This window comes from Pseudomonas parafulva NBRC 16636 = DSM 17004, from assembly GCF_000730645.1.
Classification (GTDB): domain Bacteria; phylum Pseudomonadota; class Gammaproteobacteria; order Pseudomonadales; family Pseudomonadaceae; genus Aquipseudomonas; species Aquipseudomonas parafulva.
On the sequence record NZ_BBIU01000039.1, the window covers coordinates 1 to 26,648 of the forward strand.

A 26,648-nucleotide genomic window follows, 5' to 3' on the forward strand; every position below is an offset into this window, starting at 1 on the left:
CCGCAAGTCCTTCGTTCGGCCTCCTGAAGTCGCGAAGATCAAGATCAAGATCTACAGCAACAGCAACAGCAACAGCAACAGCAACAGCAACAGCAACAGCAACAGCAACAGCAACAACAGCAACAACAACAGCAACAGCGAACTTAAATATATCCATGCACTGACTCGACGAACTCGGATGCTAATGCCTCTAAGCGCGCGATAGTTCAGGCAATACAGATTGCGACTTCAGGAGGCCGGAGGACGGGAGCCGGCGGCTTTGGTTACTTGGGCCAAGACCCAAGTAACCCGCCGTAAGGGCGGAAAGGTGACTATGCGCCACCCGCGCAAAAGAATGTCTGCGCGGGATAAGCGCCCCTCCAATCAGTTTGGAAGCTTGTAAGCGATGATGTAGTCACCCATCTTGGTACCCAGCGACCCATGGCCACCCGCAGTCACCAACACATACTGCTTGCCGTCCTTGCCCGTGTAGGTCATCGGCGTTGCCTGACCACCCGCTGGCAGCCGCGCCTTCCACAGCTCCTTGCCATTGTTCACGTCATAGGCACGCAGGTACTGGTCCAGCGTACCGCTGAGGAAGCCAACGCCACCGGCAGTTACGATGGAACCACCCATGCTCGGTACACCAACCGGCAGGCCGATCGGCACAGGAGTGCTGTCACGGGTGGTGCCGTTCTTGTGTTTCCAGACCACCTTGTTGGTGAACAGGTCAATGGCAGCCACATAGCCCCAGGCTGGCGCCTGGCACGGTACACCCAGCGGCGACAGGAACGGGTGCATGGTCACGGCGTAGGGGGCGCCGGCGTTAGGCTGCACGCCGCTGGTTTCGCTTTCGCGCTTGCTGCCCTCGGCCACGTGCTCGCGTGGAATCATCTTCGACACGAACGCCATGTAGTTAGGCGTGGTGAACAGCAGTTGACGTACCGGGTCGACCGACACGCTGCCCCAGTTGAACACACCCACGTTGCCCGGGTAGACCAGGGTGCCCTGCTCGGACGGCGGCGTGTACTGGCCTTCGTAGCGCAGCTCGCGGAACTGGATGCGGCACAGCATCTGGTCGAACGGCGTAGCACCCCACATGGCCTGCTCGGTCAGCTCAGGGCCCAGCAGGTTCAGGTCCGAACGGGCCTGTGTGGGCGAGGTGTGATCGCCCTTCACCGCACCTTGCGGGGTCGGGATCTCACGGATCGGCACAATCGGCGTGCCATCACGGCGGTCCAGCACGTACAGGCTGCCCTGTTTGGTCGGCACAATGATCGCGGGCTTCACGCCATCGTCAGTCTTCAGCTGGACCAGCGTGGGCTGGCTGCCGACGTCCATGTCCCACAGGTCGTGGTGGGTGAACTGGTAGTTCCAGCGCGCCTTGCCGGTGGCGAGGTCCAGGGCGACGACACCGGCGCTGTACTTCTCGGCACCCGGGGTACGGTCCGCGCCCCACTGGTCCGGGGTCTGGTTGCCCAGCGGCAGGTAGATCATGCCCAGGTCTTCGTCGACACTGGCGATCGACCACATGTTGGCCGAGTTGCGGCTGTAGGTCTTGCCCGGTGCCAGTGGCTTGGTGTCGTCCGGGTTGTTGCTGTCCCAGTTCCAGACCAGGTGGCCGTCGTGTACGTCGTAGGCGCGGATCACGCCCGATGGCTCGTCGACCGACTCGTTGTCGGTAACGTGGCCGCCGATGATGACCAGGTCACGGGTAATGGCTGCCGGCGAGGTGGAGTAGTAACCCCCCGCGGTGAACGGCCCGATGCCTTTGGTCAGGTCGATGGTGCCCTGGTTGGCGAAGCCCTCGCACACCTTGCCGTTGTCGGCGTTGATGGCGATCAGGCGGGCATCGGCGGTGGGCAGGTACAGCCGGCGCGGGCAAGCCTGGGCCACGGCCTGGCCGGCGTCGGTGATCTTCGGCGCGGGGCTGCCGTCACGGCTTACGTAGCGGTTTTCGTCGTAGTACGAAACACCGCGGCACGTCATGTGGGCGAAGCCCTTGAAGGTGCCGACCGGGCTCTTGACCTGCGGGTCGAAACGCCAGATTTCTGCGCCGGTGTCCGGGTCCAGCGCCAGCAGGCGGCTGTGTGCGGTGCAGGCATAGAGCATGCCGTTGACCTTCAACGGGGTGTTCTGGTTGGTCAGTTCCACCGGGTCGTTGTCGGTGGGCAGGTCACCCGTGCGAATGCGCCAGGCCTCTTCCAGGCGGTAGGCGTTTTGCGCGGTGATCTGGCGCAGCGGGGAGTACCGGTCGCCGTGCTCGGTGCGCCCGTACGCCTGCCACTCGCCATCGGGCATGGCAGGGGCATCGCTGGCCATTTCACTGCTGTCGCGGCCCAGTTCGCCAAACACTTCACCGGGGTGGGTGAACTGGCTGGCCACGGCGCAGGCACCCGAGGCGATCACGGCAACGCTCAGCAGCGCTGTGTTGGCTTTGCTGGCCGGGCCGATCAGCGGGCGGCGGGCCCAAGGCAGCAGCAGCACCAGGCCGATGGCGAACCACAGCGCCAGGCGCGGCACCAGTTGCCACCAGTCCAGGCCCACTTCCAGCAGCGCCCATACCGTGCTGCCCAGCAGAACCAGGCCATACAGGCCCAGACCGATACGGCGTTGGGCCAGCAGCAGAATGCCCGACAGGGCGAAGCCGATACCGGCAATGAGGTAATACAGCGAACCGCCCACCTGGCTCAGCTTGATGCCGCCGGCCAGCAGCGCCAGCCCCATCAGTAGCAGCAAGACGCCGATCAGGCGGGGTAGCCAGCGGCTTCCACTCTTGGCACCTTCAGTGCTCATCGTATGTTCTCCGTTGAATGAATTAGGGTTAGAACGTGCTCTGGATCTTCAGGCCGCCGACCACCGCATCGTCCACCTGGGACACCCCGCCTGGGTGGCGGATGTACTGCAGGTTGGGACGTACGGTGAGCCAGTCGGCCAAGTGAATGCCGTAATACAGTTCGGCGCTGTATTCAGTGTCTTGTACCGGGAGGAAACCCGGGTTGGCGTAGTCGTCCACCCCTGCGGCCTGGTTGGCCAGGCGGGCATTCTTGCGGTAGGCGGGGTTGACGTGCACGCGGGCCAGGGCGAAGCCGACGTCGTCCTTGGCGCGGGCGTCGAACGGCCCTTTGAATACCAGCCCTGCCTGCACGTAGTTATCGATGGCATTGGTTTTCTTGTCATGCACCGTGGCGTTGGCGAACAGGCTCAGGCCACGGGACTGGTCGCTGGCCAAGGCAGTGACCTGCTGCTGGGCGCCGAGCCAGAACCCGTGTTTGCTTGAGCTGCTGCGGTAGGCGGCCCCACTGAGTGCTGCCGGCCTGCCGTTGTCGTCTTTGTAAACATCCTGTGTATTGGCATTACTGTAGTAGTAGCCAGCGCGATATTCCCCTTTCAAGCCTTGGATACGCGGGCTCCATACCAGTTCGATCGGCATCACGGCGCCCTGGGTGCCGCTGCCGCTGAGCTTGAAACCATTGCCGGATTCGAGGTTGGAAGGGTTTTGTTCGTACACGCCCACCTGGGCGAACAGGGCATCGCCGAGGTTGTAGCGCACACGCAGTGCCCATTGGCTGACCGGCCAGTTGTACCAGATGCCCCCCACCCAGTTACCCACTTGCGAGCCACAGAACGCCAGGTTCTGGAAGTCGCACGGGAAGCTGTTGAAGTCTTCGCCCTCGCCAAAGCGGCCGAATTTCACATCCAGTGCACCGTCGAAGTACTTCTGCCGCAGCCACAACTGCGTGAGGCGCCAGGTTTCCCCACGTCCCCAGACTTCCTGGGCCGACGTGAAGCCACCGACGCGGGGGTCGTTGATGCGGTCATTGCTGATGTTGTCACCGTGGCGCTCGGTGACGGTGAGCTGGAATTCGGCGTCTTTCCAGCCCAGCACCTTGTCCAGGTCCAGGTGGCTACCAAAGGTGAACTGGTCGCTGTAGCGCGCGGTGCGGTCGTGGTCATAGCCGCCGTGCAGGTTGCTGCCCATCTCGCCGGTGTAGCCGAAGGTAAAGTCGTAGCCTTGCTCCAGCAGGGCGCTGCGGGTACCGCCCCAGTCGCCGAACATCCAGGGCGAGTCGCTGGCGAACATATCGCCGGCACAGGCTGGGGATACCGATGCAGCCAGGGCAAGGGCGATGAAGCAGGGTTTTGGCAGTTGAAGCATGGGATAGCGCTGTCTTCTGATTATTGAAAATACGGCAAGCGCATCGATGGCGGTGATCCATCGATGGAAATGGCGTCAGGGAGGTTGGGTGAAGCGATTCAGCTTGCGGCGGGGAGGATATAGAGGAAGCGATCAGAAAAAAAGACAAATTGTCGCAGTGCATTGTTGCCTGCTGGGTAATAGTGGCGTGAGCGGGGCTGCTGGGCAGCCCCTTCTACACTGTCAGTACCGTCAGAACGTGGTCCGTAACCCCACCTCCACACTGCGCCCCGGCGCCGGGGCGATGTCGCGCAGGATCGAACTGGCGTAGCGCACCGTCTGGTCGGTGAGGTTCTCGCCACGCACGAAAGCCAGCCACTGGCTGTGGCCGATATCAAAGCGGTAGCCCACGCTGGCGCCCAAGGTGGTGTAGCCATCGGTGCTGGTTTCGTTGGCCGGTTTACGGTGCTGCGAAGCGGCATGTTGCACGTCCACCCGCGCCTGCCAACGGTCCAGTTCCCACACCAGCCCGCTGTTCAGGCGCAGCGGCGCAATGCGCGGCAATGGCTGACCGCTGTCGAGGTTCTTGGCCCGGGTGTAGTCCCCCGACAGTTCCAGGGCAAAGCTGCCGTAGCGGTTCTGCGCCAGTTGCCAGCGGTCCTGGGCCTCGATGCCGTAGAAGCGCGCGCGTACGCCCTGGTACTCGTACTCCGGGAAGCCGCCGTGGTCATGGTCGTGATCATGGTCATCCTCGCCATGATCATGGTCATGCCCCTCGCGCAGGTTGCCTGTGCCAATCAGGCCGATGTAATTGCGAAAATGGCTGTAGAACACGCCCACGCTGCCCTTGTGCGTGCCGTTGTCGAAGCGCAGCGCCAGGTCGGCTGAAATGGCCTTTTCCCTGTTCAGGCTGGCGTCGCCCACTTCATAGGCGCCGGTGGCAACGTGAGCGCCATTGGCGTACAGCTCGTAGAAGGTCGGTGCCCGTTCGGTGTAGCCGAGGTTGGCCGCCAGCGACCAGATCGGGTCCAACTGGTACACGGCACCGGAAGACAGGCTGAACGCATTGAAGCTGCTGGCGCTGTCGGCGTCGGTGAAGTTCTCGTTCCCTTTGGCATCCGGGTCCACGCGGGTGTGTTCCAGGCGTGCACCCACACTCAGGTCCAGGCGTTCGGTGGCTTGCCATTGCTCCAGCAAGAACACCGCCAGGCTGTCGGTGTTGGTGTGCGGGACGAAGGCTTCCTCGCCCAGTGCCGAAAATTCGTTGCGGCTCACCTGGGCCCCGACCACCCCTTCTACCGGGCCCAACGGCTGATGACGGGCTTCGATACGGGCTTCGTAGCCCTTGTTCTTGAACGTGGTGTGCACTTCACCTTCTTCGATTTCGCGGTGCTGGTAGTCGGTGTAGCCGGCATCGACCTTGACCGAGCTGAACGGGCCTTCCAGGTCGCGCACTTCTGAGGCGAAAGCGTAGTGATCCTGCTGCATGTCCAGGCGCACGCCGGGTTCGGCAACCGACCCGTAGTTGCTGTCATAGCGGCTGTAGGACAGCCCGGCGTAACCGTGGTCCCAGTGGTAGGCACCGCCGAGTGCGCCGCCGTCCTGGCGGCCGTCGCTGTTTTCCAGACGGTGCTTGCTGCCGGGGTCATCGGCATCGCGCACCTTGGCACTGCGGGCGTAGCCCGGAATGCGCAGGTCGTTGAACTGGCGGCTGTTGGCGTCGAGGTGCAGGGCGAAAGCACCGTTCCCGGCCTCCAGCTTGCCGGCGCTGCTGCGGGTGGTGTCTGCACCGCCATAGCGCAGCTCACCGGCCCCCTGGATGCCGTCGATGGGGCTGTCCGGGATCCGGTTGTCGAAGGTGTTCACCACGCCGCCGATGGCGTTGCCGCCATACAGCAGTGCAGCAGGGCCGCGGACGATTTCGATGCGATCGACCGTGACCGGGTCCAGCGGCACGGCATGGTCGTAGGACAGGGAAGAGGCGTCCAGAGCACCCACGCCGTTGCGCAGAATACGGATGCGGTCGCCATCCAGGCCACGGATGACCGGGCGGCTGGCACCTGGCCCGAACCAGGTCGAAGCAACCCCCGGTTGCTTGTTGAGGGTTTCCCCCAGGCTGCCATGCTGCTGTTGCAGCAGGTCGTCGCCTTCGAGCACGGTGCTGGGCGCCGCGAGCTGGCGCTTGCCCAACGGGTTGGCAGTAATGACCTGGGGAGCGAGTTCCACAGCCTGGCTAGGTGACGCGGCTAACCAGAGCGCGACGGCGAGAGGGGAGAGGCGGAGCGGTGAGTACAACATGGGAAAAGAGCGTTCCTTGGCAGAAAGATTGTATTGTTACTATATAACATACGTATTTCAGCACAGAGATTTTGCCAATGGCCAGTGTTTTTCTGCCTTTACTTGCGGCACACCCCACCCTGGGGTGGTGTAAGGTGCGCATCTTTGTACCGGAGCACTGGCATGAGCACGGCCCAACACAACGCGCTGCACGGCAAGACCCTTGAACAGATCCTCACCGAGCTGGTGGCCCACTACCAATGGCAAGGCCTGGCCGAGCGCATCGACGTGCGCTGCTTCAAGAGCAACCCCACGATCAAGTCCAGCCTGACCTTTTTGCGCAAAACCCCCTGGGCTCGGGAAAAGGTCGAGCAGTTGTACGTGAAACTGCAGCGGCAAGCTTGAGGTGCCTCGCCGTCCCTGGTTGACCGGCATCGCGCTGCTCGGGTGGTTCGGCCTGGCCGTGCAGGTATACCTGGTGTTGTGGGGGCGCTGGCAGGCGCAGGCCAGCCTGATCGGCGGGCTGATCAACGTGTTCGGGTATTTCACGGTGCTCACCAACCTGCTGGTGGCCACGGTGCTCAGCTATGCGGCATTTGGCCGTGAGGGGGCATGCAAGCGGTTTTTCCTGTCACCGGTGGTGGCATCGGCGGTTGCGGTCAGCATCCTGCTGGTGGCCTTGGCCTACAGCATCCTGCTGCGCCACCTCTGGCAACCAGAAGGCTGGCAGTGGCTGGCGGATGAGCTGCTGCACGACGTGATGCCCGCGCTGTACACCCTGTACTGGTGGTTCGAGGTGCCCAAAGGCACCTTGCGCGTGAGGCATCTGGCCGCCTGGGCGGTGTACCCGGCCGTGTACTTTGTCTACGCGCTGTGGCGGGGGGGGGAGATCGGGGCTTACGCCTACCCCTTCATCGATGTAGCCAGCCTTGGCTACGGCCAGGTGCTGGTCAACGCTCTTGGCGTGTTGGCGGGGTTCTGGGCGATTGGCCTGGTGCTGCTGGCGCTGGACCGGTGGCGCCAGTGAAGCGCCCGGGCGCGTCAGGCATCGTCCGCAGTGCCGTCGGCGCGCCAGTAGGCAGCCGCTTTGAGCGCATCGTCGGGCACGCCTTTTTCCAGTAATGCCGCCTTTACCTGACGGGTAAGGGCCTTCTCCAGCGCGACCCACGCGTACACGCGGCCCTCGGGCAGTGGCATGTGTTGCACCCGTGCAAGCACGTCGTCCTGCCCGCGAATCAGCCACTGCACGTCTACCTGGGCCTGGCTGGGCAATGGCTGCTGCTCATGGACGTTTTCTACCTGGATGACGGCGACCACGCGACGCCCTGCAGGCAGGCCTTCGAGGCGACGGCCGATGGCAGGCAGGGCGGTCTCGTCGCCAATCAGCAGGTAGCTGTCGAACATATCCGGCACCACCAGCGAGGCACGTGGCCCGGCGATATCCAGGTACTGCCCTGTTGTTGCCTGGGCTGCCCAGGTGGAGGCCGGGCCATCGCCGTGCAGCACGAAGTCGATGTCCAGCTCGTTGGCCACCAGATCGATGCGCCGAGGGGTGTATTCGCGCATGGTTGGCCGGGCGCCGCCATCACGGGCCATTTCGCGGGCTTCCAGCGCCTGCTGCTGTTCGGGTGTTTCGGCAAACAGCAGCTTGATGTGGTCGTCGCTGCCCAGGCTGGTGAACCCCTGCAGTTCTTCACCGCCCAAGGTGATGCGGCGCATCCGCGGGGTGAGTTCGGTCACCCGCAGGACCTGCAGGCGGCGTTGGCGGATTTCGTGGTTGACGCGGTGGATGGTATCACTCATCTGAGGTCTCCCTGGCAAACTCGGTGGGCCCGCTGGCGATGGCCTTGGCGGTGTGGTTGAGCAGGTCGCGGACACGTTCGATTTCATCGGACGTCCAACGGCCATGGTGCATGTGCAGGGCATGGCGCAGGTTGCTGACCGCCTCATGGATTTCGGGCGGTCGGTCATGCCCGCGCAGGGCGCGCTTGCTCACCTCGATGCGCATGCGCACCCCTTCCAGGGCCACGGCCTGCTCGACGAGTGCGTCGCGGCCAGCATCGGTGATGACGTAAAGGCGTTTACTGCCCTGGGGCTGGCCACTGATCAGTTCGGCTTCTTCGAGGAAGTTCAGGGTGGGGTAGATCACCCCCGGGCTGGGCGTGTAGCTGGCGTCGAACAGCTTTTCGATCTGGCGGATCAGGTCGTAGCCATGGCCAGGCTGGTCAGCCAGTAGCGCCAGTAACAGCAGCCTCAGATCGCCGGGTGCGAACACCCGAGGGCCGCGTTCGCCACGGCCGGGTCGTCGGTCGAAAGGATCATGGGCAGGTTCGCGCATGGTCGGGGCTCCCTGTTGAGATATATCTCAAGATAGTACTCAAGATAGATCACAGGCAAACCCTGAATGCTGATGATTATCATCTATTGAATCGATGATTTAGCGTTGGTGGGTAGGTTGGCTGCCAGTTCAGGCGGCTTGCACTCATTGGGGTTACCCGGCTGCAGATAGGGCATGAGGATAGGCGCCATGCCTTTCAATACCTGTACCGGTAGCGCCGAGGTGAACTTGAAGGCCTCTGCCGATCGCCCCGGTACGAACGCCGTCAGGGTACCAAAGTGGTTGTCGCCGAGGAAGAACACGAACGTTGCGGTGCGGTTCAGCGAGCGGGAGCCGATCAGGCGGCCGCCGGCACCGAAGCTTTCGATGCGGTTGTCGCCGGTGCCGGTCTTGCCACCCATCACGAGTGGCGTACCGTCCTGCAGCTTGAAGCTACCCGAGATACGCCGTGCAGTCCCTGCATCCACTACCTGCGACATGGCACCCTTGAGTGCTCGCGCCACTTCCACGGGCAAAATCCGAACCCCACGGTCTGGGTCGCTTAGCAGCTTGGTTTCATAGGGCGTGTTGGCGGCAAAATGCAGCGTATCGATGCGCAGCGTCGGCAGGCGCACGCCGTCGTTCTGGATGATGCCGACCAGTTCGGACAGCGCCGCAGGCCGGTCACCCGAGCTGCCAATGGCGGTAGCCAGGGACGGTACCAGGTGGTCGAACGGGTAACCCACGCGCTTCCAGCGCTGGTGAATGTCGGTGAAGGCTTCGATCTCGACCATGGTTCTGATGCGGCTGTCGCGGGCGCCCTGGTGGCGGCTCTTGAACAGCCAGCCGTACACTTCCTGGCGCTCGAAACGGCTGGCGTTCAGCATCTCGCTCAAGGTCGAACCGGGGTTCTTCAGCAGGTAGCCCAGCAGCCACAAGTCCAGGGGGTGCACCTTGGCGATATAGCCTTGGTCAGGCAGGTCGTACTTGCCAGGCCCATAGCTGTCGTACATCTCGGCCAGCCGGCCGTCGGTAAGCTTGCCGAGGGCTGCCTTGTCGCCCTTCAGGTGGGCCCGTACAAATGCATTGAAGGTTTGCTGGCCGGCTTCGGGGAACAGGTAGCGGTGAACGGCCGCCAGGCGCTGCGGCGTTACGCGCATGCTGTCGAGGAAGGTGTCCAGGCGTTGCTGGGAGGTTTTGCGCTGGTACTTCTTCCAGAAGCGCATCAGGTAGTTGCTGCCTTCCTTGTCGGCAAAGCGGGCCAGGTATTCCTGGCGGCGCGGGTCGGCATCGTCCTTGAGCAACGGCACCCGGTTGTACGGTTGCTGGTAGGTCACATAGCGCACCACGTCGCGCATCAGGCGGATGAACGGCAAGTTGATCGATTCGCGCAGGGCGTCCTTGAGCGTAGGGATCCGGCCGTTGTCTTCCTTGCGGAAGTTGTTGAACACATGCATGCCGCCACCGGTAAAGAAAGCTTCACCGGTACTGGCGGAGTACTTGCGCTCCAGCGCGGCATCGAGCATGGCATCCAGGCTCTGGTTTCTGCTGTTCTGTGCCAGCCAGCCCAGCGACCACCGGCTGATGCTGTCCAGCTCGGCAACGTCCACTTTGTTAAGCGCTGCCACCGGCTTGCCGGCGTACTTGTCATGCAGCTCGGCGATGATCTCCAGATAGGTGGTGAGCACCCGCAACTTGGCGGTGGAACCCAACTCCAGCTTGCTGCCCTCATTGATGTCGAAGGGCTGGTTGGTGCTGTCGGTCTGCACCCGCACCCGTGAACCGTCGGCGGTGCGTTCGAACAGGGTGAAGCTGTAGCTGACCTGGTCGGTGGTCTTTGCGGTGAGCAATCGTTCGCCGATCAGGCCGATCTGCCCGGCGAAGACGGGGTCGGCGAGGTTTTTCAGGTATTGGCTCACCTGGATCTGCAAATCGGCCTGCAAGGTGCTGGTGGCCGACAGGTCCAGGCGGTCAAGGTCGTAGAGCGGGCGGTTGAGCATGGCTGCCAGGCGGTTACGGGCCAGGCTGATGCCCTTGTTGGTGACGATCGGTACGATGGTGGGTTGCGCGACCCAGTCCCGGTAAACCGCCTTGCTGGCCAGTGCCGCATCGGCAAGCGGTTGCTCGATGACGTGGTTGGCTGCCAGTACGCGCACATGGGCATCGGTCAGGTCAGCCAGCTCATTGCGGCCTTTGGACAGGTAATGGGACGGGCGCCGCTGGGCGATCATCAGCGACAGCACCTGGCGCAGGGCCAGGCCACGGGCGGCCAGGCTTTGCGGGTCGGTGGTGGTGGCCGCAAGGGCTTGGTTCACCTGATCGAAATCGGCGCCGTACCACACCCGCAGGCCCTCGGCCATGCCATGCACCTCACCGTGGCCGGGCACTGCGGACAGGGGCACGCTGTTGAGGTAGTCGCGCACGATACGCTGGCGCGCCTCGGTAGTGTCTGGCCCACCTTGGTAGGCGCGTACGCTGGCCGAGATCATCTGGCGGATTTTTTCCGCACCGGACACCGTCAGCCCGTCCGGCGAATGGCGGTACTTTTCCAGCTGGGTGGCCAGGGTACTGCCGCCGGCCGACTGGCCAGGCAGGGCGAGGTAACGGGCGATCTGGCTGTAGGCCGCCTTGGCGAACCGTGGCCAGTCCACCGCCGGGTTATTGCGTGGGTCCTGGGTGTCGAGCAGGTCGCGGTTTTCGATAAACAGCAGGCTGTTGACCATTACCGGTGGAATCGCCGCGAAATCCGGGTACAGGTGTTGGGGGTACTTGTACTCGTAGAGGGTATCGCCCCGGCAGTCGGTGATGGACAACCCTGCCTGGACCTTCTCGATATACGGGGCGAACAAACCGTGGTCAACGTAATTGACAAGGGCCGGCGAGAACCTCACCTGTTCGCTGATCAGGTAGTCACGCTTGAGCAACCGCGGCAAAAACTCGCCCAGGGCGCTGTAGCCCAGGCGCTTGTCGAATGGCCCTTCACCTGGGTAAACGATGGCATCGCTGGGGCCTGGCTGCAGCGAGTAGGTGAGGGTGCTGGCCAGTTTGGAAAACTCGCGCGACTGCCACTCGGAGGTACGGAATTCCACATAGGCGGCGTAGCCGACGGCACCCGCCGCCACCAGCAGGATCAGGATGATCAACCGCCACCACAGCCGGCGCTGACGGGGGGATTTGGGGGGTGGCGTCTCGGCAGGAGGTTGTTCGGGTGCTTCCGTTGTGCTTGGATCCGTTTGCCACAGTGCGCCCATAATCTTCTATCCGGCCAGGTATTTACGTCTTGCTTGACTCAAGCTTAGACGTTGAGCGGGTCATGTGAAAAAAATGTCGATTCGACCTGTACAGCACCCCACCGCACAGGTCGGGGCATTCAGGCCGCCGCTTCGCTGTGAGGTTCGAAACTGTCGGCCCGGGCCAGCTGCCACATGCGCGAATAGAATTCGCCATCGACGTCGCCGGTCAGCAACTGGCCTGGCTTAAGGAAGACATGCATCTGCGAGAACAGTTTGATTTCAGTGGCCGAGATGCGCCGTACCAGGTGCTTGGCCTCCAACTGAGCCGGGTGCTCCAGGCCTGCTGCGGCCAGCATCTCGGCCAGGGCGCGCAGGGTATTGCTGTGGAAGTTGAACACGCGTTGCGCCTTGTCGGGCACCACCAGTGCACGCTGGCGCAGGGCGTCCTGGGTGGCGACGCCGGTGGGGCACTTGTTGGTGTGGCAGCTCTGCGACTGAATGCAGCCGATGGCAAACATGAAGCCGCGTGCGGCATTGGCCCAGTCGGCGCCGATGGCCAGTACGCTGGCGATGTCGAACGCGCTGACGATCTTGCCGCTGGCGCCAAGCTTGATCTTGTCCCGCAGGTTCAGGCCTACCAATGTGTTGTGCACGAACAGCAACCCTTCGCGCAGCGGCACACCGATGTGATCGGTGAACTCCACGGGCGCTGCACCCGTGCCGCCTTCCTTGCCGTCCACCACGATGAAGTCGGGGAGAATGCCGGTTTCCAGCATGGCTTTGGCGATGCCCATGAATTCCCACGGGTGCCCCAGGCACAGCTTGAACCCCACCGGCTTGCCGCCTGACAGCTCGCGCAGTTGGGAAACGAACTGCATCATTTCGATGGGCGTGGAAAACGCACTGTGGCGCGACGGCGAGATGCAGTCCTCACCCAGGGGCACCCCACGGGTTTCGGCGATTTCCTGGGTTACCTTGTGCTTGGGCAAAATACCGCCGTGGCCGGGTTTGGCACCTTGGCTCATCTTGATTTCGATCATGCGCACCTGCGGGCTGCTGGCCTGGGTGGCAAACCGTTGCGGGTCGAAGCGCCCGTCCGGGGTGCGGCAACCGAAGTAGCCACTGCCCAGTTCCCATACCAGGTCGCCACCGTGTTCGCGGTGGTAGGGGCTGATGCTGCCTTCGCCGGTGTCGTGGTGGAAGTTGCCCAGTTTGGCGCCCTGGTTCAGGGCGCGGATAGCATTGGCGCTGAGCGAGCCGAAGCTCATGGCCGAAATGTTGAAGATGGACGCTGAATAGGGCTGGGTGCACTGGGGGCCACCGATGTCGATGCGAAAGCTCGCCGGGTCAGCCAGGGGGGCAGGGCGCATGGAATGGCCGATGAACTCGAAGCCCGAGGCGTACACGTCGATCAGCGTGCCGAACGGTTTGTCCGACGCTTCGTTCTTCGCCCGTGAATACACCAGCGACCGCTGTGCGCGGGAAAACGGCAGGGCGTCGCTGTCGGCTTCCAGCAGGTACTGGCGGATCTCCGGGCGTATGCCTTCCACCAGGTAACGGATGTTGCCCAGGATCGGGTAGTTACGGCGCACCGCATGACGCTTCTGCAGCAAGTCGAACAGCCCGATCAGGCTGAGCACCGCCGTGGTGAGGGTGAAGGGCCACAACCATTCGTGGTGCATGAATGGCAAGCTGGCCAGGGTGAACAGTACGCAGGCGGCAAACACGGCATAGCGGCTGAGAAGTGACAGGCTCATACAGGGTCCTTGTGATGGCGCGGTCAGGCTCAGGGCCTGGGTTCAGCACCGACCATAGCCAACTTGCCCGCCGCTGCAAAGGGCATGTCGCGCAGCAGCAACTGCCGCCAGCCTTCCTGCTGCGCTGCCGGCGCGTCGACCAGGCAGGTGTAGCGCTTGCCCACACGCACCGCCACGGGCACACCGTCGCGGTACAAAAGCCGGTTGCCGCCCACGGCCGGCACCTTGGCGCCGGGCAACAGCGACCCGATCAGGTTCAGCGGGTCACTGGCGCTCACCACCTGCAACGTTCCCTGGGCCTCGCGCCGCCGTACCTGGCGCAGCACTGCCACTGCCTCGGGCAGGGCAAACTGTTCGCCCGCCAGCCCGGCGATAAAACGCCCGCCACGGATCTCGCCACGTGCCTCCAGGCGGTGATAGCAACGCAGCAACTCACGCCAGGGCGGCAGCACATCGCTTTCGCGCTCCAGCAGCCGCCAGCAGATCACCCCATAGCGTTGCAGCAGGGCGCGCGCGATGCTCTCCAGGCGTTGCTGCTGATCGGGCAGGGCATCGCTTCGACGCAGCAGTGCCCAGCGCCCGGCATAGGCCATGCTGGTAGAAACTGGCACGTGGCCGAAACGGGGGCGTCGAGCGCTGCGCCTGGCGGTGGGGGTGATAAGGCTGCGCAGGCCGGTGAAGCTATCAGCGCCCACCAGGCCGGCACCCACCAGTTCCTGCAGCGCTGCTTCCAGTTCGCTGGGCAGTAGGCGCGCCTCTTGGCTGAGTTCGTCGAAAAACAGTGCGCCGTGGGCTTTCAGTGCACCATGCACCTTCTGCGCCCGTAGCCCCAGGTCATCGACGGCGACGGTGGGCGCAAGACTGCGCCAGGTGTTCACCTGCTCGCGCGGCAGCAACACCAATGGCGTGCTGGCAAGGGTGCTGCCCGACACCGTCGCGGCCAACCGGCTCCAGGCAAACTGGCCGCTGCGGCAGGCATCGTCGAGCCAGTGCGGGGTGTAATCCTGGATGCGGGCGGGCAGCACATCGGCTTCCCAGGCTGCAGCGGCACTGGGGAACCCCTGCAGTTGAGCCAGTACCTGGGTGACTGCCTGCGGGCCGCGCAGCCGCTGTTCCGGTGCCAGGTGCTGCCAGTCGAACAGAAAGCGCATGAAGTCCTGCAGGCTGACCGGTTCTATTTCCCGCCGCAGACGCTTGACCGTGTAGCGGTGGATACGGGCCAGCAGGTGGCGTTCGCACCACTGCATGTCATCGGCACCTGGGTTGAAATGCCCACGCAGCACATAGCCTTCGCTCTCCAGGCGGGCCAGCGCCTGTTCCATGTCGCCCGCCGGCTTGCCCAGCGGCGCAGCCAGTTGCGCTGCGGTGCTCGGGCCGTGGCCGCTCAAGCGGGCGCGCAGCAGCTCGCTGAGTGCCTGCTCCGGTGCTACCGGTTCATCGAAACCCGGCAGCACATCGGGTGCAGGGGTGGGTTGGCAGCCTGGGTAGACCGCTTGCAACAGGGCCAGCCGCTCGCGCGCCAACCACAGTGATTGGCCTTCCAGATACAGGGCGCGCCCGGCTTTGGCCAGCTGTGCCAGCAGTGTGCGCCAGCGGGGCTCAGCCTGGGCTTCATTGCAGTGAATGGCACCCAGGCTCATCAGCGCCTCGTGCATTTCATCGGCATTGCCGGGCTGCGGCCACGCCTCGGCGGCGACTGCGGCGATGGCATCGGCGTCCAGCGCGCCCAGGTCGTGCGCGCTGGTCACATCGCTCCAGCGCCGGTTGAGCACGGCCTGGGTGCGTCGCTCCTCCAGTGGGGCGTCATCCAGAAACGCGTAGGGCCGGGCATTGAGGATGGCCGCTGCCAACGGTGACGGGGCGGGCAAGTCGCAGCTCAACAGGCGCACGGCGCCTTGCTCCATGCGCTGCAACAGCGCCAGCCAGCCGTCACTGTCCATGGCCTCGTGCAGGCAGTCGTCCAGGGTTTGCTCGACCAGTGGGTGGTCAGGCACCTGCCGCTCACCGGCCAGGTTTTCCAGGCAGGCGAGCTGGTCGGGGAACACGGCCGCTATCAAGTCCTCGCTCTTCATGCGCTGGACCTGCGGCGCCACCTTGCGCCCCCCTGCAAAGCGCGGGAGCGCCATGGCCACCCCGGCATTCCAGCGCCAGCGCACGCCGAACAGCGGGGCATCGAGCACGGCCTGCACCAGCAGTTGCTCGGCACTGCGGCTGTTGAGGTAGCGCCATACATCGGCCAACTCGAAACTGTGGCCGGCAGACAACGACAGCACAATGGCGTCCTCGCTGGCGGCAGCCTGCAGTTCGAAGTTGAAGGTGCGGCAGAACCGCTTGCGCAGCGCCAGCCCCCAAGCCCGGTTGATGCGGCTGCCGTAGGGCGAGTGGATGATCAGTTGGGTGCCGCCAGACTCGTCAAAAAAGCGCTCCATGATCAGCGTGTCGCGCGATGGCAATGCCCCGAGCACATCCCAGGTGCGGCCGAGGTAGTCCAGTAACTGCTGCGCACAGGCCTCAGCCAGTTCAAAGGTGTGTTGCAGCCAGGCCTGCACAACGAGCGTATCGCCTTCAGCACGCTGCAATTGCTCGTCGATCTGCCCTTGCAGCCTGGCCACCGCTGCGGACAGTTCGTTGCTGCGCCCCGGTGCTTCGCCCAGCCAGAAAGGGATGGTCGGTGGCAGGCCATGGGCATCTTCCACCCTCACGCGCCCGGCCTCGACCCGGAGGATGCGATACGACGCATTGCCCAGCTGGAAGATATCGCCGGCGATGCTCTCGACCGCAAAGTCTTCGTTGACGCTGCCGATGTTCAGCGCCTGGGGTTCGAGCAGCACCGCATAGTCAGCGTTATCGGGGATGGTGCCGCCGCTGGTCAGTGCAGTCAGCTGGCTGCCGCGCCGCCCCCGTAGCATGCCGCTGACCGCGTCACGGTGCAGGTAGGCACTGCGTACCCCCTGGCGGCCGTTGTAGCCCTCGGCCAGCATGCGCAACAGCGCTTGATAGTGGTCGTGGTCAAGGGTGGCGAACGGCATCGCCTGGCGCAGGCAGTCGAACAGGGCCTGCTCATGCCACGCCTGGTTGCTGACTTCGGCAACGATCTGCTGGGCCACCACGTCCAGCGGCGCACGGGGCACATGCAGCTCGTCCAGTTCGCCCCGGCGCACGCAGTCGAGCAGGGCTACGCATTCAATCAGGTCGTCGCGTGAAGTAGCGAACAGGCGGCCCTTGGGCACGCCATCCACCTGGTGGGCCGCACGGCCAACCCGCTGCAGAAACGCGGCGATCGAGCCCGGTGAGGCAATCTGGCAGACCAGGTCGATGTCGCCGATGTCGATGCCCAGTTCCAGCGAGGCAGTGGCGACCAGTACTTGCAGTTGGCCAGCCTTTAGGCGCTGTTCGGCGTCCAGGCGCAGCTCCTTGGACAAGCTGCCATGGTGGGCGGCCACTGCATCCTTGCCCAGCCGGTCGCTGAGGTGGCGGGTGATGCGCTCTGCCAGCCGGCGGGTGTTGACGAACACCAGCGTGGTGCGGTGCTCGCTCGCCAGCGCAGCCAGGCGATCATAGACCAGGCCCCAGGCATCGTTAGCCAGCACGGCACCCAACGGTACCGGCGGGATCTCGATGGCCAGATCGCGCTGGCGCGCATGGCCCACATCGACGATGGCGCAAGTCCGTTGGCTGCCCACCAGAAATTGCGCCACACGTTCAACCGGGCGTTGGGTGGCGGACAGGCCAATGCGGCGCAAGGGGCGGTTGCACAGGGCCTGCAGGCGTTCCAGGGTAAGCGCCAGGTGGCACCCGCGCTTGTTGCCAGCCAGCGCGTGGATTTCGTCGACAATCACCGTGTGCACGCTACGCAGCCCCTCGCGGCCCGATGCCGACCCCATCAGCACGTACAGCGATTCGGGGGTGGTCACCAGAATGTGGGGTGCCTGCCGGCGCATGGCCGCGCGCGCTTTCTGCGGGGTATCGCCGGTGCGCACCGCCGTGGTGATGTGCGGCGGTTGCAGGCCTTGCTCTTCCAGCGCCTGGCGGATGCCTTCCAGAGGCATCTGCAGGTTCAGGCGAATATCGTTGGACAGCGCCTTGAGGGGCGACACGTACACCACCTGGGTACGGGCAGGCAGTTGGCCTTGGTGTTCCAGGCCCTCGCGGAACAGCCCGTCGAGCACCGCCAGAAACGCACTCAAGGTCTTGCCCGAGCCGGTGGGGGCGGCGAGCAGGGTCGACTGCCCGGCGTGGATCAGCGGCCAGGCCTGGGCCTGGGCGCCCGTGACCGTGGCGAACTGGCGACGGAACCAGGTGGCGACAGCCGGGTGGAACAGCTCGAGCGCGGGGTGCTGATGGGCGGGCAGGTTCATAGCGTGGTTATGGCGGGTCGGCGGTCGCTTGGCAAGTAGCCGTTCGTCTGCCCAGCCGGCCTTGTGTGGCTCGGTCACCCATGGGATGCTCCCCCGCCATTTCCACGGAGCCTACCCGCATGCCCAATGTGATCCGCATCGCCGCCGCCCTGCTCATCGACCCCCAGGGCCGTACCTTGCTGGTGCGCAAACGGGGCACGGAGGCCTTCATGCAACCCGGTGGCAAGATCGATGCCGGTGAGACGCCGGTGCAGGCGCTGGTGCGTGAACTGTTCGAGGAGCTGGGCCTGCGCATCGACCCTTCCCAGGCCTTGCACCTGGGCAGGTTCAGCGCACCGGCGGCCAACGAGCCGGGCTTCGAGGTGCAGGCGGAGCTGTTTCGGGTCAATAGCGCTGCACCGGTAGCGCCGGCCGCCGAAATCGAAGAAGTGGTCTGGCTGGGTGCCGATCAGGCCCCGGCCATGGCGTTGGCGCCGCTGACCCGGGACCTGATCCTGCCGCTGTACCGTGAGGCGGTCAGCGCACCGCGCTGACCCCGTCCAGGGTGGCGAACGAGGTGTCCTTGGCCGTCAGCAAAAAGTCGCGCATGTAGGGTGCATCGAGCATGTCGGTGCGCACTGCGGCGTACAGCGTGGCGAACAGGCCTTTTTCGCCCAGCCGCTTGCCCTTCACGTAGCCCCGCGAGCTGTACTCGTGTAGCGCCCAGTGCGGCATACCGCAGACACCACGGCCGCTGGCCACCAACTGCATCATCATGACCGTCAGCTCTGAGGTGCGCACGGCGGCCGGCTCGATGTCTGCCGGCTCCAGGAACCGGGTAAAGATATCCAGGCGGTCACGCTCGACCGGGTAGGTGATCAAGGTCTGGTCAGTGAGATCGTGCGGCACGATGTAGGGCTTGCTGGCCAGCGGGTGCTGGTTGGCGACCGCCAGCATGGCTTCGTAGGTGAACAGGGGCACGTAGGTGATACCGGCCAGGTCCAGTGGGTCGGAGGTGACGACCAGGTCCAGGTCGCCCCGCGCCAGGGCCGGCAGGGGCGCGAAGGCGAAACCCGAGGCCAGGTCCAGCTCCACCTCGGGCCAGGCATCGCGAAACTGGTCGATGGTAGGCATCAGCCACTGGAAGCAGCTGTGGCATTCGATAGCCATGTGCAGGCGCCCGGCCGTGCCGCCTGCCAGGCGTGCGATATCTCGTTCCGCACCGCGCAGCAGCGGCAGGGTGGCATCGGCCAGTTGCAGCAGGCGCAGCCCGGCGCTGGTGAAGCGGATGGGCTTGGTCTTGCGCACGAACAGTGCCATCCCCAGGCGCTCTTCAAGCTCCTTGAACTGGTGCGACAATGCCGACTGCGTCAGGTGCAGCCGTTCGGCAGCCTCCACCAGGCTGTCGGACTCGCGCAGGGCATGAAGGGTTTTCAGGTGGCGGATCTCCAGCACACGTAGCTCCGGTGTATAGACGTAAATGGGTGGCAATGGAGTTGAGTTTCCCTCATGTTGCGCTCGGTGTCGACTGCGCACGGGTGCTACCGTTTGGCGCTGGTCATTAAACTGTCACCGAACTGTGGCAGCGCGCCGCTACGAAATTCATCAGACTCGCGCTTCAGTGGGGATTTGCATTCTGGTGTTTCTTTCATGCGGGCTTTCTGGGTTTTTCTTCTCTTCGTTTTCAGTGTTCCTGCCAGCTTTGCCGCACCGCGTTGTGACGCACAGGTGCCGGTGCAGCGCGCCGAGCTGGGCGCGGTCAGCGTGGTCTATCAGAGTGTTGGGGCACCCAGTGACCCGGCCTTGCTGTTGGTCATGGGCCTGGGCGGGCAACTGATTCATTGGCCCGATGATGTGGTCGAGGCGTTGTGCCGCCAGGGCTTTCGGGTAATTCGGTATGACAACCGTGACGTGGGCCTGTCGCGCTGGAACCAGCTACCGCCGTCGGCAAACCTGACGGTAGAACTGTTGCGCTACAAACTGGGCCTGCCGGTGGCCGCGCCCTATACGCTGACCGATATGGCGGATGACGGCTTGCGCCTGATGGACGCCCTGGGTGTGCGTGAGTTTCATGTGCTGGGTGTGAGCATGGGCGGCATGATCGCCCAGCACCTGGCTGCGATGGCCCCCGAACGTGTACGCAGCCTGACGCTGGTCATGTCCAGCTCGGGCGCCGCGGGGCTGCCGGGGCCCGATCCAGCGCTGGTGCAGTTGTTGGCCCGGCGCAGCGCGCCAAGTCGGGCAGTGGCCATTGAACAGCAGGCTGACCTGTTGGCTGCGCTGGGCAGCCCCGAGGTACGTGACGACCGTGCGGTGCTGTTGCACCAGGCCGCGTTGGCCTATGACCGTGCATTCAACCCGGACGGGGCCAAGCGCCAGATCATGGCAATATTGGCCGAGCCGAGCCGCGTGGAATTACTGAACCGGCTTCGGGTGCCAACGCTGGTGGTGCATGGTACGGCTGACCGGCTGTTGCCGGTGATGCATGGCGTGCACCTGGCGGCGCACATACAGGGCAGCCAGTTGCGCCTTATTCCCGGGCTGGCGCACCGCTTTCAGGAGCCCTTCAAGGCGCCGCTACTGGGTGCGGTACTGCCGTATCTGCGAGCGCATCGTCAGGATGTGACGCATATCGCCGGGTTGTGAACCCGGTAAGAGGCGGTCGTCGGCCATGTTCAGTGCATCCGCACCCACAGCGTGACCAGTACCGTAGCGGCCATCAGCCAGGCCACGGTCGCCAGTGCCAGCGAAGCTTCCAGCCGCAGCCGGTCGACCAGTACATACAAGGTGGCCAGGTACACGAAATACGGAATGATCGACCACATGCCAAACAGGATGGTGGTCTTGAGGTCGGCGATGCTGCGGCCTTTGCCGACGATGTAATGGGCAATCAGGGCAAAGGTCGGAAACAGCGGTACCAACCCGGCAATGTAGTAATTACGGGTTTTCGACAGCATTGCCAGCAGCACGACCACGCCAGCCCCCAGCGCAGCTTTGAATACCAGGTCCACGTTGTATTTCCTGATCGGGTTGAAGGTCAGCCGAGGCCGTATTTTTTCACTTTGTCGAACAGCGTGGTCTTTGCCATGCCCAGCTCCTGGCTGGCCTGGCTCAGGTTGCCCCCGGTGCGTTGCAGGGCATCGCTGAGCAGGTTGCGTTCGAACGCCTCCACCGCCTCGGCAAAACCCAGGCCCTGGCTGGCGCCACCGCTCGGGCCCTTCTTGAATGCCGGAAGCCCCAGCGCGTACCGCTCTGCCACGTTGCGCAGCTCCCGCACATTGCCCGGCCAGTCATGGGACATCAAGCGTGAAAGCGTCTGGCTGTCCAGTACGGGTGTTTCACGGTCGAAGCGCAGTGCCGATTGATGAAGGAAGTGCTCGAACAACTGCAGGATGTCCTCACGGCGCTCACGCAAGGGTGGCAGCTCGAGGGTCACCACGTTCAGCCGGTAGTACAGGTCGCTGCGAAATTGCCCGCTCTGCCCCAAGGTGTCGAGGTCGGCCTTGGTGGCGGCGATTACCCGGCAATCCACGGCAATGCTCTGGTTCGACCCCAACCGCTCCAGGGTGCGCTCCTGTAACACGCGCAGCAGTTTGATCTGCAAATTGATCGGCATGCTCTCCACTTCATCGAGGAACAGCGTGCCGCCGTTGGCGTGTTCAATCTTGCCGATGCGGCGTTTGCCGGCACCGGTGAAGGCATTGGCCTCATGGCCGAAGATCTCGCTTTCGAACAAGTTCTCCGGCAGGCCTCCACAGTTCAGGGCGACGAACGGCTGGCCCTGGCGGCGGCTGAAGTCGTGCAGGCAGCGGGCGACCAGCTCTTTGCCAGTGCCCGTTTCGCCCTCGATCAGCACATTTGCCGAGGTGTCGGCGACGTTGGCGATCAGCTCGCGCAGGTGCTCCATGGCCGGCGAGCGGCCGATGATGCGGCCCTCCAGGCTGCTTTGCCCGGCCAGTTGGCGGCGCAAGGCCGATACCTCGCGGGACAGGCCGCGCTGCTCCAGCGCGCGGCGTACCACGCCCACCAGCCGCTCCGGTGAAAAGGGTTTTTCCATGAAGTCATAGGCGCCATTGCGCATGGCGCCGACAGCCATGTCGATATCACCGTGCCCGGTGATCAGCACCACGGGCAGGCTGCGGTCGCGCGCTTTCAGGCGGGTGAGCAATTCCAGGCCATCGATACCCGGCAGGCGGATGTCACTGACCACGATGCCGGCAAAGTCATCACCGATGCGCTCCAGTGCCTGCTCGGCGCTGCCCACGCCCTCGCAGGCGATGTCCTCCAGCGCCAGAGCCTGTTGGCAGCCAAGCAGCACATGCGGGTCGTCTTCGACGATCAGGACGGAAAGAGGTGCTGGGTTCATGTGTGCTCTGCCAATTCGCTGGGGGGAGAAGCCAATGGCAGGGTCAGCACGAATGCCGTGCCGCCAGTGGCGGGGTGCTCGACGTTGAGGCTGCCTTTGGCCGCGGCGGCTAGGCTCGCTGATAAGGTCAGGCCCAGGCCCAGGCCATGTTCGCCTGGTTTTGTGGTGAAGAAGGGTTCGAAGAGGTGCTTGCGGGCTTCGGCGTCGATACCGTGGCCATTGTCACGCACCTGCAGGCGGTATTTGTCGCCCTGCAGTTCACCGTCCAGCCACAGCGCCGGCAGCGGCTGGGCGGCCATTGCATCCAGGGCATTGCCAATCAGGTTCACCAGAATCTGCTCAAGGCGGGTCTGGTCGATCGCCAGCAGCGTATCCTCGAACTGCCGATGCAACTGCAAGTGGCAACTGCTCATGCGGTCGGCCAGCACTTGCAGGCTGGCATCGACAGCGCTGGCCAGGGACGCGGGGCCATTGTCATCGGCGCGCCGGGCGAACGAGCGCAGGCTGGCAGTGATGCGCCCCATGCGGTCGACCAGGTCATTGATAGTGCGCAAATTGGCACTGGCAGTTTCCAGCGCGCCGCGTTCGATGAAGCGCACCGTGTTGCCAGACAACGTGCGCAGCGCTGCCAGGGGCTGGTTGAGCTCGTGGGCGATGCTGGTGGACATCTGCCCGATCGCCGCCAGCTTGCCGGCCTGCACCAGTTCGTCCTGGGCATGACGCAGGGTCTGTTCGGCGTGCCGGCGTTCGCGTATCTGCCCCTTGAGGCGCTCGTTGCTGGCGCGCAGGTCGGCGGTGCGTTCGGCGATGCGCCGTTCCAGCTGGCTGTTGGCTTCTTCAAGCGCCTCGCGGGCGGCCAGGCGGGTGGCGATGACCTTGCGCCGTTCGTTCCAGGCGATGCCCAGAATGGCCAGCAGGGCGAACGCGACAGCCACCAGTATGCCCTGCACCATGGACTCGCGGCGCAGGTCCTGCAAAGGGGTCAACAGGGTGAAGTGCCAGGGGGTGTCCGCCAGGCGCCTGGTCTGGGCCAGGTATGCCACTTCGTGAGGCTTGCCCTGAGCGGTTTCGCTGTTGGCCGGGAAGGTGAGTTTTTCTACGCCATCGGCCAGGGTTTCACGGCCCAGCGGTTGCAGCTCGTTCAGCGGCCACCAGTAATATTGCAGGCTGCGGGCCAGCCGCTCCTTGATCTGGGGCGTCAGTGGGCGCACCGACTTCAAGCGCCGCGCCGGGTCGCTGGACAAAATGATGATGCCGTTCTCGTCACTGACGAACGCCTCCAGGCGGGCCCGTTGCCAGCGTTCTTCGAGGGTATCCAGGCGCACCTTTATCACGGCCACGCCAATGACCTTGCCGTGCTCTTCCAGGCCATGGGCCAGGTAGTAGCCGGCTTCACCGGTGGTGCTGCCGATGCCATAGAAGCGCCCGGGCTCCCCGCGCACGGCAGTCTGGAAGTAGGCGCGGAACGACAGGTCTTCGCCAAGGAACGAGTCGGCGTCGCGCCAGTTGCTGGTGGCCTGTACCCGGCCATTGGTGTCCAGGACGAAGATCGCGCGGCTGCGGCTACGCCGGTTCAGGCCTTCGAGGTACTCGTTGACGGTTTGCCGCGATTCGCCGTCAGGGTCGGTCAGCAGGTGCGAGACGCTGTCTTCCAGCTCCAGCAGGCTCGGCAGGTAGGTGTACTTGCTGATCTCGCTTTCCACGGTGCGCGCGTGCAGCTCCAGCTGGCGCTCGCCGGTTTCGCTGAGGGTGCGGATGCCGTTGTTTTCGCTGATCACAAAACCAGCCATCCCCAGGCCGACCATCAGCAGGATGATCAGGGGCGGCAGCAGCAATTGACGAAGGAGACGGGCGTTCACGGCAGGCTTGGCAGGGAGAAGAAGCGAGGGGTCGCATTTCATCACAGTGGCCCTGTCACGGCCAGCACCGCTGCCCGAATGCGCAGCGGTGCCGGCCGGTTCGATGGGGCAAAATCAGTGTTGCAGGATCTTGCTGAGGAAGTGCTGGGTACGTTCGTGGCGGCCGCTTGGGTTACCGAAGAAGTCTTCCTTCTGGCAATCCTCGATGATGTGGCCTTTGTCCATGAAGATGACGCGGTTGGCCACTTTGCGGGCGAAGCCCATTTCGTGGGTCACGCACATCATGGTCATGCCTTCGTGGGCCAGTTCCACCATCACATCCAGCACTTCGTTGACCATCTCTGGGTCCAGTGCGGAGGTCGGTTCGTCGAACAGCATGACGATCGGGTCCATCGACAGCGCACGGGCGATGGCTACGCGCTGCTGCTGGCCACCAGACAACTGCCCCGGGTGCTTCTTGGCGTGGGCGCTGAGGCCAACGCGCTCGAGCAGCGCCAGGCCCTTCTTGGTGGCCTCCGCCTCGCTGCGGCCCAGTACCTTGCGCTGGGCAATGGTGAGGTTTTCGGTGATGGTCAGGTGTGGGAACAGTTCGAAGTGCTGGAATACCATGCCCACCCGCGAGCGCAGTTTCGGCAAGTTGGTCTTGGCGTCGGCGATTGAAGTGCCATCCACCACGATGTCGCCCTTCTGGAACGGCTCCAGGGCGTTGACGCATTTGATCAGGGTGGACTTGCCCGAGCCGGACGGCCCGCAGACCACGACCACTTCACCTTTCTTGACGTCGGTGCTGCAGTCGGTCAGTACCTGGAAGTCCCCGTACCACTTGTTGACGTTCTTGATGGAAATCATACGGTGATCCTTTTTTGCAGGCGCTTGACCAGCCACGAAGCGGAGAAGCTGATGATGAAGTACACGACACCGGCGAAGATCAGGAACTCATGGGAGCGCCCGATGATGTCGCCGTTGGAGCGTGCCGAGTTGAGGAAGTCCACCAGGCCCACGGTGTAGACCAGCGAGGTGTCCTGGAACAGGATGATGCTCTGTTGCAGCAGCAGCGGGGTCATCTTGCGAAACGCCTGGGGCAGGATGATCAGCCGCATGGTCTGGCTGTAGGTCATGCCCAGCGCCTGCGCGGCGCCCATCTGGCCCTTGGAGATCGACTGCACGCCAGCCCGGACGATCTCACAGAAGTAAGCGGCCTCGAACATCATGAAGGCGACCACGCAGGAGGTGAATGCACCGATCGGGGTGTCTTCGCCGGTGATCCAGCGCAGCACGAACGGTACCGCCAGGTAGAACCAGGTGATCACCAGCAGCAGCGGGATGGAGCGGAAGTAGTTGACGTAGGCCCCGGCCACGTTGGCCAGCAGCTTGTTGGACGACAGGCGCATCAGGGCCAGCAGGGTGCCCAGCACGATACCGCCTACAACGCCCATGACCATCAGTTCGAGAGTCATGGCCATGCCGTCCCACAGGGCAGGCAGGGCAGGGATGATGCCGCTGAAATCCATGTCCATTTATTTACCCCCCACGGAGATCAGGCCAGGCACGGCGACTTTCTTCTCGACCAGACGCATCAGCAGCATCAGGCCCATGTTCAAGGTGAAGTAGATCAGGGTGGCCAGGGTGAACGCTTCGAACAGGTTGGCCGAGAATTCGGCGGTTTGCTTGGTCTGCGCCAGCAGCTCCATCAGGCCGATCAGCGAGGCCACGGAAGAGTTCTTGAACACGTTCAGGAATTCCGAGGTGAGCGGCGGGATGATGATGCGGTAGGCCTGGGGCAGCAACACATTGGTGTAGATCTGCGACAGGCTGAAACCCATGGCCCGGGCTGCGGATTCCTGGCCCCGTGGCAACGCCTGAATGCCCGTGCGAACCTGCTCGCACACCCGTGCGGCGGTGAACAGGCCCAGGCACACGATCACGCTGATGAGCGCGGAGGTGGTGGGGTTAAGGTCCTGCTTGAACCATTCCTGCAAGCCCTCGGGCAGCAGGTCAGGTACCAGGAAGTACCAGATGAACAGCTGCACCAGCAAAGGCACATTGCGGAACAGCTCGACATAGGCGGTGGCAATGCCGGACACCAGGCGGTTCGGCACGGTACGCATGACACCCAACACCGACCCCAGCAGCAAGGCGATGATCCAGGCAGAAATGGCGATGGCGATGGTCCACCCCAGGCCGGTGATGTACCAGTCCAGGTAGGTTTCGCTGCCCACGCCGGTGGACTTGAAGAATACGCCCCAGTCCCAGTTGTAATTCATCGGGATTTCCCCTCAGACGGTTGTTTCACGGGCACCTTCCAGCATCCGAGAGCGCAGGGCCCTCGGATGAAAGGTTAGACACTAACGGGGGGCCTGCAGGTTTAATTGGCGCTGTGCAGCG

Annotated in this window: 20 protein-coding genes; 5 read left to right on the forward strand and 15 right to left on the reverse strand. The window is 63.9% G+C overall.

Going from position 1 to position 26,648, the window contains the following annotated elements; translation table 11 throughout:
- A partial coding sequence (locus tag PPA02S_RS23710; RefSeq protein ID WP_245614754.1) for a hypothetical protein occupies window positions 1-205 on the forward strand: 205 nt, incomplete at its 5' end.
- A gap of 158 nt (window positions 206-363) precedes the next feature.
- Here PPA02S_RS23710 and PPA02S_RS19975 read toward each other — a convergent pair.
- From PPA02S_RS19975 to PPA02S_RS19985, 3 genes are all read right to left on the reverse strand, one after another.
- Window positions 364-2,775: a glucose/quinate/shikimate family membrane-bound PQQ-dependent dehydrogenase gene (locus PPA02S_RS19975; protein WP_028633273.1), complete on the reverse strand. Its 2,412-nt coding sequence runs from the start codon at window positions 2,773-2,775 to the stop codon at window positions 364-366.
- A 28-nt stretch (window positions 2,776-2,803) separates the two neighbouring features.
- A complete protein-coding gene (locus tag PPA02S_RS19980) occupies window positions 2,804-4,138 on the reverse strand; it encodes a carbohydrate porin (protein ID WP_028633272.1) in 1,335 nt (444 codons plus the stop codon).
- Window positions 4,139-4,369: 231 nt separating this feature from the next.
- On the reverse strand, window positions 4,370-6,415 hold the full coding sequence (locus tag PPA02S_RS19985) for a TonB-dependent receptor (RefSeq protein ID WP_028633271.1): 2,046 nt from the start codon (window positions 6,413-6,415) through the stop codon (window positions 4,370-4,372).
- Between the two features lie 162 nt (window positions 6,416-6,577).
- On the opposite strand from PPA02S_RS19985, the gene PPA02S_RS19990 reads away from it, so the two are divergent.
- Both PPA02S_RS19990 and PPA02S_RS19995 read left to right on the forward strand, forming a co-directional pair.
- Window positions 6,578-6,799, forward strand: a complete 222-nt coding sequence (locus tag PPA02S_RS19990; protein ID WP_003252112.1) for a VF530 family protein — start codon at window positions 6,578-6,580, stop codon at window positions 6,797-6,799.
- 1 nt (window position 6,800) lies between these two features.
- Window positions 6,801-7,421, forward strand: a complete 621-nt coding sequence (locus PPA02S_RS19995; protein WP_028633270.1) for a Pr6Pr family membrane protein — start codon at window positions 6,801-6,803, stop codon at window positions 7,419-7,421.
- Window positions 7,422-7,435: 14 nt separating this feature from the next.
- On the opposite strand, the gene PPA02S_RS20000 is transcribed toward PPA02S_RS19995, so the two are convergent.
- From PPA02S_RS20000 to PPA02S_RS20020, 5 genes are all read right to left on the reverse strand, one after another.
- Complete coding sequence (locus PPA02S_RS20000) at window positions 7,436-8,197, reverse strand: siderophore-interacting protein (RefSeq protein ID WP_028633269.1); 762 nt, start codon at window positions 8,195-8,197, stop codon at window positions 7,436-7,438.
- On the reverse strand, window positions 8,190-8,732 hold the full coding sequence (locus PPA02S_RS20005; protein ID WP_028633268.1) for a PadR family transcriptional regulator: 543 nt from the start codon (window positions 8,730-8,732) through the stop codon (window positions 8,190-8,192). The genes PPA02S_RS20000 and PPA02S_RS20005 overlap by 8 nt, the downstream gene beginning before the upstream one ends.
- Before the next feature lie 83 nt (window positions 8,733-8,815).
- Complete coding sequence (locus PPA02S_RS20010) at window positions 8,816-11,962, reverse strand: transglycosylase domain-containing protein (protein ID WP_028633267.1); 3,147 nt, start codon at window positions 11,960-11,962, stop codon at window positions 8,816-8,818.
- Window positions 11,963-12,081: 119 nt separating this feature from the next.
- On the reverse strand, window positions 12,082-13,701 hold the full coding sequence (locus PPA02S_RS20015; RefSeq protein WP_028633266.1) for an FMN-binding glutamate synthase family protein: 1,620 nt from the start codon (window positions 13,699-13,701) through the stop codon (window positions 12,082-12,084).
- A gap of 29 nt (window positions 13,702-13,730) precedes the next feature.
- The gene (locus PPA02S_RS20020; RefSeq protein WP_042141856.1) at window positions 13,731-18,059 is read right to left on the reverse strand and encodes a DEAD/DEAH box helicase; all 4,329 of its coding nucleotides are present in this window, start codon (window positions 18,057-18,059) and stop codon (window positions 13,731-13,733) included.
- A 119-nt stretch (window positions 18,060-18,178) separates the two neighbouring features.
- Here PPA02S_RS20020 and PPA02S_RS20025 point away from each other — a divergent pair, with 119 nt between their 5' ends.
- Window positions 18,179-18,592: an NUDIX hydrolase gene (locus PPA02S_RS20025; protein ID WP_028633265.1), complete on the forward strand. Its 414-nt coding sequence runs from the start codon at window positions 18,179-18,181 to the stop codon at window positions 18,590-18,592.
- Here PPA02S_RS20025 and metR read toward each other — a convergent pair.
- On the reverse strand, window positions 18,576-19,493 hold the full coding sequence (gene metR / locus PPA02S_RS20030; RefSeq protein ID WP_028633264.1) for a transcriptional regulator MetR: 918 nt from the start codon (window positions 19,491-19,493) through the stop codon (window positions 18,576-18,578). The genes PPA02S_RS20025 and metR overlap by 17 nt on opposite strands.
- Before the next feature lie 195 nt (window positions 19,494-19,688).
- Between metR and PPA02S_RS20035 the strand changes: the two genes are divergently transcribed.
- Entirely contained in the window at window positions 19,689-20,684 is a 996-nt protein-coding gene (locus PPA02S_RS20035) for an alpha/beta fold hydrolase (protein ID WP_028633263.1), read from the forward strand.
- A gap of 29 nt (window positions 20,685-20,713) precedes the next feature.
- Here the strand turns inward: PPA02S_RS20035 and PPA02S_RS20040 are convergent, their stop codons facing one another.
- The 6 genes from PPA02S_RS20040 to PPA02S_RS20065 all read right to left on the reverse strand — a co-directional run bounded on the left by PPA02S_RS20040 (window position 20,714) and on the right by PPA02S_RS20065 (window position 26,527).
- A complete protein-coding gene (locus PPA02S_RS20040; protein WP_028633262.1) occupies window positions 20,714-21,049 on the reverse strand; it encodes a GlpM family protein in 336 nt (111 codons plus the stop codon).
- A gap of 26 nt (window positions 21,050-21,075) precedes the next feature.
- Window positions 21,076-22,404, reverse strand: coding sequence for a two-component response regulator AauR (gene aauR, locus PPA02S_RS20045; protein ID WP_028633261.1), 1,329 nt, complete (start codon window positions 22,402-22,404; stop codon window positions 21,076-21,078).
- Complete coding sequence (aauS, locus tag PPA02S_RS20050; RefSeq protein WP_028633260.1) at window positions 22,401-24,305, reverse strand: two-component sensor histidine kinase AauS; 1,905 nt, start codon at window positions 24,303-24,305, stop codon at window positions 22,401-22,403. The genes aauR and aauS overlap by 4 nt, the downstream gene beginning before the upstream one ends.
- Window positions 24,306-24,377: 72 nt before the next feature.
- Entirely contained in the window at window positions 24,378-25,112 is a 735-nt protein-coding gene (locus PPA02S_RS20055) for an amino acid ABC transporter ATP-binding protein (RefSeq protein WP_028633259.1), read from the reverse strand.
- Window positions 25,109-25,780 carry an amino acid ABC transporter permease gene (locus PPA02S_RS20060; RefSeq protein WP_033727986.1) on the reverse strand — a complete coding sequence of 224 codons (672 nt, stop codon included), beginning with the start codon at window positions 25,778-25,780 and terminating at the stop codon, window positions 25,109-25,111. Before PPA02S_RS20060 ends, PPA02S_RS20055 begins: the two co-directional genes overlap by 4 nt.
- On the reverse strand, window positions 25,781-26,527 hold the full coding sequence (locus PPA02S_RS20065) for an amino acid ABC transporter permease (RefSeq protein ID WP_028633257.1): 747 nt from the start codon (window positions 26,525-26,527) through the stop codon (window positions 25,781-25,783). It lies immediately after the preceding gene.
- Window positions 26,528-26,648 lie beyond the last annotated feature (121 nt).